This is a genomic window from Flavobacterium anhuiense (assembly GCF_001705175.1).
In the GTDB taxonomy this organism is placed as follows: domain Bacteria; phylum Bacteroidota; class Bacteroidia; order Flavobacteriales; family Flavobacteriaceae; genus Flavobacterium; species Flavobacterium anhuiense.
Genome location: NZ_CP016907.1, coordinates 605,797 through 618,805 on the forward strand (window position 1 = coordinate 605,797; position 13,009 = coordinate 618,805).

The 13,009-nt window shown below is 35.0% G+C and carries 8 protein-coding genes; 3 read left to right on the forward strand and 5 right to left on the reverse strand.

All coding sequences use genetic code 11. The annotated features are described in order from the left end of the window. The first annotated feature begins 112 nt into the window (after positions 1-112). The 3 genes from BB050_RS02625 to BB050_RS02635 all read left to right on the forward strand — a co-directional run bounded on the left by BB050_RS02625 (position 113) and on the right by BB050_RS02635 (position 3,273). Positions 113-685, forward strand: coding sequence for a Crp/Fnr family transcriptional regulator (locus tag BB050_RS02625; RefSeq protein WP_066032499.1), 573 nt, complete (start codon positions 113-115; stop codon positions 683-685). Positions 686-738: 53 nt separating this feature from the next. Continuing rightward, entirely contained in the window at positions 739-1,152 is a 414-nt protein-coding gene (locus BB050_RS02630) for a RidA family protein (protein ID WP_335583310.1), read from the forward strand. A 639-nt stretch (positions 1,153-1,791) separates the two neighbouring features. Further along, positions 1,792-3,273 (forward strand): ComEC/Rec2 family competence protein, encoded by a 1,482-nt coding sequence (locus tag BB050_RS02635; RefSeq protein WP_066032500.1) that lies wholly within the window; start codon positions 1,792-1,794, stop codon positions 3,271-3,273. Between the two features lie 110 nt (positions 3,274-3,383). Here the strand turns inward: BB050_RS02635 and BB050_RS02640 are convergent, their stop codons facing one another. The 5 genes from BB050_RS02640 to BB050_RS02660 form a co-directional block, all read right to left on the reverse strand. Further along, positions 3,384-4,283 (reverse strand): ROK family protein, encoded by a 900-nt coding sequence (locus BB050_RS02640; protein WP_066032501.1) that lies wholly within the window; start codon positions 4,281-4,283, stop codon positions 3,384-3,386. A gap of 22 nt (positions 4,284-4,305) precedes the next feature. Then, positions 4,306-5,769, reverse strand: coding sequence for a glycoside hydrolase family 125 protein (locus BB050_RS02645; RefSeq protein ID WP_008461997.1), 1,464 nt, complete (start codon positions 5,767-5,769; stop codon positions 4,306-4,308). A gap of 6 nt (positions 5,770-5,775) precedes the next feature. Further along, a complete protein-coding gene (locus BB050_RS02650; protein WP_066032502.1) occupies positions 5,776-8,061 on the reverse strand; it encodes a GH92 family glycosyl hydrolase in 2,286 nt (761 codons plus the stop codon). Positions 8,062-8,257: 196 nt separating this feature from the next. Continuing rightward, positions 8,258-10,519, reverse strand: coding sequence for a GH92 family glycosyl hydrolase (locus BB050_RS02655; protein WP_066032503.1), 2,262 nt, complete (start codon positions 10,517-10,519; stop codon positions 8,258-8,260). A gap of 84 nt (positions 10,520-10,603) precedes the next feature. Beyond that, positions 10,604-12,592 (reverse strand): beta-mannosidase, encoded by a 1,989-nt coding sequence (locus BB050_RS02660; protein ID WP_236940408.1) that lies wholly within the window; start codon positions 12,590-12,592, stop codon positions 10,604-10,606. Between the last annotated feature and the right edge of the window lie 417 nt (positions 12,593-13,009).

Here is a 13,009-nt window from a genome sequence, read left to right on the forward strand (position 1 = left end):
TCCAAGATCTTTGTATAATGTACTAGCGGCATTTTTATAAAGCTGTATATTTGATTGGATTGGAATAAATTAAAAACAAACCGAAACAGCCACAATTGGTACCTAGAATCCAATGGAAGATAAATATAATTTGCTAAAAGAACATATAGAGAAAGTCGTTCCCCTTACTGACGAAGAATTTGCATTTGTAAGAGAATGTTTTATTCACAAGAAATATAAAAAATCTGAATGTATTTTTAAGGAGGGTGAAGACGTAAAATATATATACTTTGTTTTGTCCGGTCTTATGAAGTTCTATTATACAGACAAGAATATTAAACAGCATATTGTTTCATTTGCAATGGAAGATTGGTGGGAAACCGATGTTTCGGCCTTTTATATGAGGGGGTATGCTTCATTTACTTTAGAATGTTTGGAAGACACTGAATTACTTTGTCTATCGCTAGAAAATTTTGAAATGTTGTGTAATTATCTACAAAAGATAGAACGCTTTTTCCTTCGTAAATCAATTGCCGGTCATATCGGTTCTCAGCAACGGATTTTATCATTTTTAACTTTGGGGGCAAAAGAAAGATATGAGCAGCTGATAGCCCGAAATCCAGCTTTGGTACAACGAATTCCAAAATTACTGCTTGCTTCTTACCTTGGCGTGTCCAGGGAAACCTTAAGCCGTCTGTTCTCTTGATTTTATTAATTGTGAGGTTTGTCACACGGGTGAATGAAAAAATATCTTGAGCTTTGTCTCATAATATTTTTATAGAAATGGAAAAGAAAGTAATCAATCCTTGGAACTGGCAGGATGCCAGAAATTATGTGCAGGCAGTTGAAGTTAAACATGCAGATGCCACTTTATATGTGTCAGGCCAATGTGCCATTAGTGAAGACGGAATATCGAGCAATTCTGATATGAGGACGCAGATTATCCACACCATTGAAAATCTTGAAAAAGTTATTCGATCAAGTGGATATGAAGCTCGAAATCTCGTTCGTCTCAATATTTATACCATTGATTCTTCTGAATTATTTGAGAACTTCGATGTTATACAGCAGTGGCTCAGCAAAAATCAGGTACAGCAAACTAGTACAGTTTTGGAAGTCAAGTCTCTTTTTGAAACTTTAAAGGTAGAGTTTGAAGCTACTCTTGCCAGATAATTTCGGTAAGAGTTAAAAATGGCAATTATTTCACTATTTGCCATTTTTATTTTTGTGATTTTTTCGCGCCCTTATAAATTAAAAACGCATTTTTTTTCAATCAAACAAAGAACCATAACTAATTAAAAAGCAATACATTACACATTAAAACATCACATTTTAAAGTTAATGGCAGAATCGTTGCGCAATACATTAGAAAAAATTAGAAACAGTATAAATGAGATGGGGAAAATTTGTCCCTTTTTCTCCTAACTTTAAAACCCATAAATCTGGTGAGAGGCTTTTTTTTTAATATTTTCAAGAAATCGAGAAATACAACAATCCCCTTCAAATTAAATAATTTGAAGGGGATTGTCTTTTACACGAATATCCAATATTTACAAAATTTCTCAAAAAGTTTCGCAATTTTTTTTGTGCGCTATTTTATTGCTCTATTAAAGATTATCGAATCACGATTCAAATATAGTAAGGCTTTAAAACTGCATCTTTAATTTTCATAGCTCCTAATCAGGTAGTTATACTTGAAGCCACAAGAATCATTTTAAATAACTTTGTGTAAATCAATATTTTAAACACTAAGAATACAAAAATATTAGCACTCAAAAACAAAACACTATTTCTAACCAATATCACAAAAAAATGGATCAGAAAATTATCAATAACAAATATGGATTTGCCACGTTCCCTTCTGTAAAAATAATGGACTATGTTACAGACAAAAAAGGCAAAACAACATTTAAATGGGTAAAACACTTATTATTTGGAGATTGGATCGGTCTTCTAACAGGACCTGATGGTCTTCCTGTCTACAAAGAACATAATAACAAACAATATGTCAAGGTTAGAGGAAGAAATCAAAGCGGCTGGATCAGACCTGAAGAAATACAGCCCAACAGAATACTAGAGGTTAATTTTGTTGATGTCGGTCAAGGAGACGGCTGTCACGTAGTTACCCCCGAAGATCAGCATTACATTATAGATGCAGGTGCCTCTGATAATATGTTCCGCTTTTTAAAATGGAGATTCAATCTTAACAAACCTGGCAAGTTTCCACCTCCCATGGATGTCATTATTTCACATTCAGATGAAGATCATTATGCTGGTTTCACCAAAATTTTCACGCATGAAAAAGAAGGACGTAAAACCTTTACAATAAAAAAAGTATATCATAACTGCATAATCGAAAAAAGCGGAGAAGATCCATCTTCACTCGGAACATTAATCTCTCATCAAGGTAAAGATTACATTACTGATCTTTGTGAATATAACTCAGACTTTCAAAACAGAGTAAGCTCTCCCACAGGACAAGGGAATTACATTAAAATGCTGTTAAAAACCACGGCAGATAAAATCGGGCTGCGCGCTGGACTACCTGCTCTTGGCAGTCAAAATACAGTTATGGAAATTTTAGGACCTGTTGCGGAAAACATTCAAGGCAAAAGAGCTTTACAGGTTTTTAAAGACAATAAAGGCAAAACTAAAAATGGTCATTCTATTATTCTAAAACTTAAAATAGGCAAAGTCAAACTGCTCCTTGGAGGAGATTTAAATGAACCCGCCGAAGATCATTTGATGAAACATTATACTGGAGCAGATATTCCAGCACTTCGAGCTGCACTTAAATCAGCCACTGCAACTCAAAGACAGAATGCTGAAAATGCTCTTCGTGCCGCAATACTTCAAGCAAGGACAGTTTTTCAAACTGACATAGCCAAATCTTGCCATCATGGTTCATCTGACTTTACTAGCGAGTTTATGGATGCGCTAAACCCTATTGCCACCATTATTTCTAGTGGAGATGAAGAACCGCACTGCCATCCGCGTCCCGATACGCTTGGAACCATTGGAAAGTATAGCCGTGGTTTAAGATCATTGATATTTTCAACAGAGCTTTCCAGATCTACACCAGAATTTTTGCAAAGAACTCAAAACAAAACTTCTTCAGCCATACCAATAGACAAAGAGCGTTTAGTAACAGTTTACGGTATGATTAACGTGCGCACTGACGGTGAGAAAATAATAATTGCTCAAAAATTAGAAGCACCCTCAAACAGGGGCTCATGGGATATCCAAGAAATCTTGTGGAATCAAGCCTTAAATGACTTTGAATATCAATTCTGACAATAGTTTTTATTTGGCTTGTATTCATCCATTAATAATATCAAACTAGGATTTGAAATTATACTTCTTAAAACAAAAAAGGATGAACTAAACCTCATCCTTTTTTGTTTTTAATCACATAGAAAACTGACTGCTCCTAATAAGGCAGCGATTTCATTGTCATTTGAAATGGAAATTTCGATTTTTAAACCAGATTCCTGAATTACTTTATCAAATGAAAACAGAAACAAATCACTTGCATTGGCAATTTTACCGCCAATAATAATATGGTCTGCTGCAAATTTTTTAATCCACGGAATAACAACTTCGGCTAAATCCTCTCCCATTCTTTCAAATACCAAGATTGCTTGCTTATCTCCGTTTTTTGCTAGATTATAAAGTTCTAAGCCATTATTAAGATCTTTATTGCTCAAAGATTTATAATGCAACAAAAGACCTCTAACTGAAACATAATCTTCTGCAATTCCATCCCTGTAAGGCAGGTTGTATATTTCTCCGTCAGTTGGAACAGAATTTCCTGAGCTGATAGATGTTCCTTTATCAATAAAACAAGCTCCTAATCCTGTTCCTAATGTAACTGCCATTACTTTTTTAGAAAGATTTTCTTGTTGTTTGAAAACTTCTCCTTTTCCAAAGCAAACCGCATCATTTTCAAAAAGAACTGGAAAATCTGCAGGAAAACCAAGAGTTTCGAGAAGCAATTCTCTAATATTCAATCCGTAAAAGTGTTCATATTTAGATTGATCTTTAATCCAGCAAATTCCGGTTTTATAATCAAATGGTCCAGGCATGCAAATAGCAATTCCTGTAATGTCTTTAATCTTAGAATTTTCAATTGAGGTGCTGATTACTTTTTTCCAAATGTTCATAACCTCGTCTACTAGCCTATTCGAATCGAAGGATTCTTTACAGAGCGAAAAATCAAGAACTTTCATCTCTGTTTTATTAATAACCGCAGCTGTAATATGCGTTCCTCCTATATCTAGCCCAATGGCGTGTGATGTATTCATTTTTAATTATTAAGCTTTAGTACTAGATATTTTTATCTTTTAGAATTTGAGGATAATGTACACTGGTATGTACAATCATTTCGCCAAATAATGTATTTGCCCAAGCAAACCATTTACGGGTAAATTTATTGACATCGTCTTTATGGAACGATTCGTGCATAAATCCAGTATCTGCATTGGTTTTAATTAAATTACTGATACAAGCTTTAATTTCGTTTTCGTCTACACTCGTAATGGCTCTCAAAACAATACTCATAGGCCAAATGGTATCAACTCCTGTGTGCGGACCTCCGATACCTTCTCCTGCTTTTCCTTTATAGAAAAACGGATTATTTTCAGACAATACCACTTTTCTTGTGTTAAGATATAAAGGATCATTTGGAGCAATCGCACCTAAATATGGCAATGATAATAAAGAAGGTACATTAGCATCGTCCATCATGTGGAAACTGCCGTAACCGTTTACTTCAAAAGCAATGATTTTTCCGAATTTTGGATGATTGATAATTCCGTGTTCTTTTAATCCGTTTTGAACCTCATCTCTTAATTTTGTGGCTTTCGCTACTAAATCATTATCTTTTAAAGCTGGAAGAGAGAAAATTTCAATCAGATAGCCTAATATTTCAATAGCGAACATATTGCTCGGAATCAGGTAACCGAATAAAGTAGAATCGTCGCTTGGTCGGAAAGTCGAAACGATTAATCCGCAAGGTTTTACTGGATAACCATAACCGCCTAACGGAACTCCATCTGTCGCCCAAGCCGTCTGACGCTGAAAACTATAAGGACCGCCCTTGCCATCCATTCGCTGCTGTTCTTTAAAAGTTTGCAGAATCAAAAGCATAGCTTCTTTCCATTTGGCATCAAATAAGCTGATGTCTCCCGTTTCTTTCCAATATCCGTGTGCTAATCGGACTGGATAGCACAAACTGTCTATTTCCCATTTTCTTTCATGGATTCCGGGTTGCATCTTGGTAAGATCGTTTTTCCACTCGCTTTCCTTAGTGAAATCTTTATAAAAAGCATTCGCATACGGATCCAGCAAAATACATTTCGCTTGACGATTAATTACTCCTTTTACCAGTTCTGCCAATTTTGGATCTTCTTTTACAAACGGAATATAAGGCCAGATCTGAGCTGTACTGTCTCTAAGCCACATGGCATCAATATCGCCCGTAATTACATACGTATCTGGTTTTCCGTCAATAATTTCAAAATCTACTGTTGTATCTAATGTGTTTGGAAAACAGTTTTCGAATATCCATGCCAATTCTGGATTGGCAATTTGTTTTTTAATGCGCACGATCGCAGCTTCAATCGCTTTACTTGTAAATTTTCTTTCAGCAACTGGAGGCCTTTTAGAAACAAAATCTTTTAGCGGCAACTGAAAGGCATCTGAATTAAATCCGAAAGCTTCTGTTTGAAGTGCTAATACTCCTGCGGAAAAAATGCCTGCGTTTTTTATAAATTTTCTACGTGACTGCATATCTTTTTATTTTGAATTTGAATACGAATATGGATAGGCTTCTTTTGTTGTACCTCTTTTTAAATTCGGAGAACTTGTCATATCAAAATTTAATTCGCCTCCTTTTAATACATCAAAATGGTTGATGTAATTTTTAGAATGAGAAGCATTATCCCATTTCAATTCGTTTACATATTTGTTGGTTTCTGAATTATTCGGTGCATTGATAATAAGCTGTTTTCCGTTTTCTAACTGTAACGTTGTTTTCTTAAACAAAGGCGCTCCCAAAACATATTCGTCTGTCGCTGGACAAACTGGATAAAACCCCATTGCTGAGAAAATATACCATGCAGAAGTTTGTCCGTTATCTTCGTCTCCGCAATAACCATCTGGAGTTGGTTTGTACAAACGGTTCATCACTTCTCTTGACCAATATTGCGTTTTCCAAGGTTCTCCTGCATAATTATATAAATAAATCATGTGTTGAATTGGCTGATTTCCGTGAGCGTATTGCCCCATGTTCATAATCTGCATTTCACGGATTTCATGAATAACAGCTCCATAATAACTGTCATCAAAAACTGGAGGCATTGTAAATACATCGTCCAATTTTGCAGTGAAATTCTTTTCTCCTCCCATTAAATCAATTAAACCTTGAATGTCGTGAAAAACGCTCCAGCTGTAATGCCAACTGTTTCCTTCTGTAAAAGCGTCTCCCCATTTGAACGGATTAAAATTGGCCGGAAAACTGCCGTCTTTATTGCGTCCGCTCATTAATCCAACAGATGGATTATAGAGATTTTTGTAATTCATCATTCGCTTTTCATACAAACTGATTTCTTTTTTCGGGCGATTTAAAGCTTTTGCCAATTTCCAAATCGCAAAATCATCATAAGCATATTCGAGTGTTCGCGCTGCATTTTCGTTGATCTTCACATCATACGGAACATATCCTAAAGTATTGTAATACTGAACTCCTTTTCTGCCAACAGCATCCATTGGTCCTTCATTATTTGCTCCGTGCTGTAAAGCTTCATACAAAGTATTGATATCATAACCGCGTAATCCTTTCATATAAGCATCAGAAACTACAGAAGCCGAATTGTTTCCTACCATTACATTTCTAAAACCTGGGCTTGACCATTCTGGCAGAAATCCGCCTTCCTTGTAATCATTTATCAATCCTTCTTGCATTTCCTTGTTTATAGAAGGATAAACTAGATTTAACAATGGGTATAAAGCACGGAAAGTATCCCAAAATCCAGTTCCTGCATACATATAACCTGGTAGAACTTTTCCGTTATACGGGCTGTAATGTACTATATCGCCGTCTTTATTGATTTCATATTGTTTTTGAGGAAAACAAACCGTACGGTACAAACAAGAATAAAAGGTTTTTAATTGATCTTCATTGGTATCTTCTACGGCAATTTTTCCTAAAACTTTATTCCATTCTGTTTTAGATTGCGAAACTGTTTCTTCGAATGAAGCATTTCCTAATTCATTTTTTAAGTTTAATTCAGCTTGTTCAAAACTTATAAAAGATGATGCTATTTTTACATTTACTTTTTCACCTTTCTTAGTTTTAAAACCGACTACAGCGCCAGCATGTCCAGCCGTTAATTCTAATTTTCCTTTTTCTAAAGTTTTGTCGTTAAAAGTAGAATTTGCTGTAAATGGCTTATCAAAATAGAGTACAAAATAGTTTTTGAAATTATCTGGAACACCACCACTATTGCGGGTTGTGTATCCTATAATTTTATTTTCTGATGGGATAATTTTAATATATGATCCTTTATTAAAAGCGTCAACGACAATATAAGAGTGTTCGTTTTCTGGAAATGTGATCTGAAAATGTGCAGCTCTTTCTGTTGTTGTAATTTCAGTCGTAACATCATGATCTGCCAGATAAACGCTGTAATAATAGGGTTTTGAAACTTCTGCTTTATGACTGAACCAACTCGCACGTTCGTCTTCGGTGAAAACCAATTTCCCCGTAACAGGCATAATCGAAAACTGACCGTAATCATTCATCCAAGGAGAGGGCTGATGAGTTTGTTTAAATCCTCTGATTTTTTCTGCCGTATAGGTATAAGCCCATCCATCGCCCATTTTCCCCGTTTGAGGCGTCCAGAAATTCATTCCCCAAGGTCTGCAGATGGCGGGATAGGTATTTCCGTTTGAAAGATTATGCAAAGACTGCGTCCCCATTAACGGGTTTACATATTCTACAGGATCTAAAGCTTTTACCTGTGCATTTAGAAAAAGACAGGACTGTACTATTCCTAAAAAAATTAAACTTTTTATTTTCATATTCTGTGTTGCTATCCTAACAGGTTTAAAAACTTGTTAGGTATTTATTTTTTTATAAAATGCCAATTTCTATTATCCAAGCTTTATCAAAGTTTTAAACTTTGACAAAGCGACCATAAATCTTAAACTTAAATCATACCTAACAGATTTCAAAAACCTGTTAGGAAATCTAAAATCAGAACTCTTAAATCTTAAATTATTGAGGTCTATCTTGTTTCTTAACTCCAAATGTTTCTGACGGTTTGCTTCCCATATACAATTTAAGTTCACCGCCTTTTACAATCATATCATTTGTGATGCATGATTTTGTGTACGGCTTCCCATTATATTCTACTTTTTGGATATACATATTTGAAGCACTGTTATTAATTGCACTTATTGTAAATGAAATGCCTTTTTTGTGATGGATAATGGCTGAATTTACCAATGGACTTCCTAAAACATAAATTCCGTTTGCTGGATTAACTGAATAGAATCCCATAGAAGATAAAACATACCAAGCCGACATTTGTCCTAAATCTTCGTTACCGCATAATCCGTCTGGTTTTGTTGAATAGAATTTCTCATCGATTTCTCGAATTAATCTTGCTGTTTTCCAAGGCTGCCCCACATAAGCATACAAATACGGAATATGATGATTTGGCTCATTTCCATGAGCATATTGCCCAATTAAACCGCTGATGTCTGGCGAAACATCCTCCCCTTCTACTTTATCTGTCAGAAGAAAAAGTGAATCCAGTTTTGCGATAAATTTATCTTCGTTTCCAAATAAATCGATCAAACCGTACGGATCTTGAGGAACCAGCCAAGTATATTGCCACGCATTTCCCTCAACATAATCGTCTTTACGGTGTGCAGACGAAAGCGGATTAAATGGTGTTCTCCAATTTCCATTTGCCAATTTACCGCGCATAAAAGTGGTTTCTTTATCAAAATACTCTTTGTATAAATTCGCTCTTTTGGTGAAATAATTATAATCGTCTGTTTTGTTTAAAGCTTTTGCCATTAAAGCGATACAGTAATCATCAATCGCATATTCTAAAGCATTTCCAACAGATTCTAATAATTTATCGGCAGGAATATATTCTAATTTCTGAACATAATCCATTCCGTCGCGGGTCTGCATTGCCGTTTTTTTGATGGCTTCATATGCTAAATTGGTATCATAATCGCGATATCCTTTTAAATACGCATCAACAATAACCGCTATAGAATGGTTTCCGTTCATGGTATTGGTCTCATTGCCCATTAAATGCCAAACCGGCAATCTTCCTTGTTGCTGATAAATCGCTAAAAACGATTTTACAATATCATTGATTTTTTCTGGCTGTGTAATAGTGTATAATGGATGCAGTCCGCGGTACGTATCCCAAAGTGAAAAAGTAGTATAATTGGTAAAATTGGTTTTTTCGTAAACCTTTTTATCTGTTCCTAAGTAATCTCCATTCGCATCATTAAAAATAGAAGGTGCAAACATGGTATGATACAACGAAGTATAGAAAACTTTCATTGTTTTTTCGTCTGCTTTTATCTGGACTTTATTTAGCTCTTTGTTCCATTTTGAATCTGCCAATTTTACGATCGCTTCAAAATCCCAATTCGGAATTTCTGCTTTTATATTGGCAGATGCATTTTCTGTGCTAACTGGAGAAATTCCGACTTTTACCAGAATCTGTTTGCTTTTTAAGTTTTTAAAATCTAAAACCGCTTTTATTTTCAGGCCTTCGCCTTCTGTTCCCTTTACTGTAGCTGTACTATCATAAACCATCATATTTGTAATCGGCTCCGAGAATTCCATTGCAAAATAAATGCGCTGATCGGCAGCCCATCCAGCCGAATAACGGTAACCTTCAATTTTGGTTTCGCTTATTTTTTTAATGAAAGTTTTTACCGGTCTGTCCCAGCCGATTCCGTCAGTAAGATCAATTAAAATGTGTGAATCGTTTGGGCTCTCAAAAGTATATTTATGAAAACCAACTCTTTCGCTGGCTGTTAATTCGGCTTTGATTTTATATTTATCCAATAATACGCTGTAGTATCCTGGTTTTACCACTTCGTTTTTATGAGAGAAATACGAACCGTAACCGTTTATCATATCTTCTTTTGTTCCTTTGGTCAAACCAACTTTTCCGCTGATAGGCAAAACGAGAATATCATTTAAATCCCCAATTCCGGTTCCGCTTAAATGCGTGTGCGTGAAACCTAAAATCGTATTGCTGGCATAATTGTAACCGCTGCACCAATCCCAACCTTCAAAAATATTTACCGGTCCCAACTGTACGGCTCCAAAAGGAACATTTGCACCTACAAATACGTGACCATGCCCCGCCGAACCAATAAGCGGATCTACATATTGTGTATAATTCACATCTGCTTGTTTTGCCTTTTTTTGCTGTGAAATTATCGGATTGGCAAAAAGTAAACTTAAAACCAAAAAGCCGCTAAATACTATTCTCATATATTTTAATTTTTAAATTCTGTGGGTGAGACGCACTGAAGTGCGTTTCTACGAAAAACCTTTGCCCCTTTGCAACTTAGAACCTTAGTACCTCTTTAAAACCTCATACAAGGAATAAATCTTAATCTCTGGCTTCGCTATTTTACCTTCAAACGAAATTGTTTTTTCTTCTCCCGCTTTTAGATCAAAATAATTATCGCTCCATTTTCCGTTATAGCCTTTCATCGAAATGCAAACATATTTTGCCATTTTCTGGGCTTTTACAACTACGTTATTTCCTTTTATTTTCCAGCTGATTTTTGGATCTTCTAATGCCAAATCTTTCGGATGTGTAAAATCGGCTTCTGGTTTTATGTCGTCTCTATAAGCTTCTTTTATGGCATACCAAGCAGCTTTTTGCTGTCGATTATTGTAATCTGTAATGCTCCAACTTGCTACAGGCCAACAGTCATTTAACTGCCAAACTAAAGTCCCCATATTATAAGGCGCTTTAGCACGATGTATGCCAACAATATTTTTTATGGAATAATAATGCAGACACTGGCTCAAATAGGCATAATCTTCCAAATTCATCTTTTTTATTTTAGATTCATCGATAAAATATTTGGCGAGATAGGAATCTAATTTTTCAAAACCTTTGCCTGCTTTTAAATGTACTTTTAGTATATCTGAATATAATTGTCGGTCTTCTGGCGAAGTGAAACTTTCAATTGAATTATAATTTGGCAAAGACAGCATTCCGTATTCGCTCACAAAACGTCCTGTCTTTTTCTGAACAGCTTCAATATCTTCTAATCCCCACCAAATTCCCCAATAATGGCTGTCTCCTTCGGTTATGCTTTTTGCTTTTGACCAATGATATAATGGTGAAGAGCTTAAATACGGGCGTTTTCCATCGACTTCTTTTACCCATTTTGGGATACTGTCATGAAATAAACGCGTGTAATCTTTCCACAAACGGATTGAATCTTGTTTCGAAATTTTAAAACTTTTCATCCAGCCCCAATTTTTAAATGCTTCGTCTGATTCATTATTTCCGCACCATAAAACAATGCTTGGATGATGGCGCAATCTCTTTACCTGATATTGGACTTCTTTTTTTACATTATCAAAAAAAGCGTCGTCTCCAGGAACCATTGTACCTGCGAACATAAAATCCTGCCAAACATTTATACCGTATTTATCGCATAAATCGTAGAAATAATCATCTTCATAAATGCCACCGCCCCAAACGCGAAGCATATTCATATTGGCTTCTTTGGCAGATAAAATTATTTTTTCATATTCTTTTTTGGTCACTCTCGAAAGAAAAGCATCTGACGGAATATAATTGGCTCCTTTCATGTAAACTGGTTTTCCGTCAATCTTAAAATAAAAAGAGCGGCCAAGACTGTCTTTGTCTTGTATCAATTCGATTTTTCGATTTAAAACATACTCTTTCTCAGGCTCTTTTTCATCATAAGCTTCAAATCTTGGCGTTTTCCATATTCCGCAAGTGGTGAATTTTGGTCCCCAATCCCATCCAAAATGGTATTGCGCTTTGCGAACATAGGCACGTGGATTGTCTGGAATTACAAATGGATAATCTTTTTTAGCCAATGAATCGACTACATTTTGTGCTGATTGAAATACGATTCGCAAATCATTATTTCCCGATTTCAAAACTTTTTTAACGTCAACACGCCATTGACGAAACATATTATCAGCTTTTAAAACTAGCTGATTATTTAAGTAAACTGATGCATAAGTATCTAATCCGTCAAAAACTAATTCTGTATTTTTCTTTTTTAGCATATTTGCCGAAACCTGAAAAGCAGTTTTATATTCCCAGTTTTTGCGTTCGATCCATTGCAGTTTTTTCTCGTTATCTCTGTAAAATGGATCTGGAATTAATTTGCTGTTTAGCAAATCGGTATGAATTTCTCCTGGTACAGTAGCCGAATACCATTTTTGTGTTTTTTCTTCACGATACTTCCAATTGTTTTTTAAATCAATTTTCTGTGAAAAGGAAATTGACGTAAAACCAGCCAGAAATAAGGACATTATCCAATGAAGTTGTTTTTGATAATTCATTTACAGAGTACTATTTTAATACCTTCTAAAATTACTAAAAAAGGTAAGTAATTTGGCAGTTTTAGAGAAGGAAAGACTGACCGCACTATTCCTTCTCTTGAAAATTTATTCTTTGTTAGTAACTCTAAAATACAACTAGAAATATTTTCTTTACCACTGCCTTATGTTTTATTTTGATTTTGATATGGATCGTTTTTTTAAATTCAAATAATTGAAATAAACCTTAAGTATACTATTTTGAAATTTTTAAAGTCCAGAAAATAAAATCCATCTTTTTCAGCAGAATCGTATTTGCTTGCTGCGAAAAAAAAGCATTTAAATCTGTAAAATAATTTTTCAATTCCTTACTCTCAGATCAATCAATTAAACGATTTTAAAAATAAGCCGGGTATGCTCAGTACCCGACTTATCTTAACT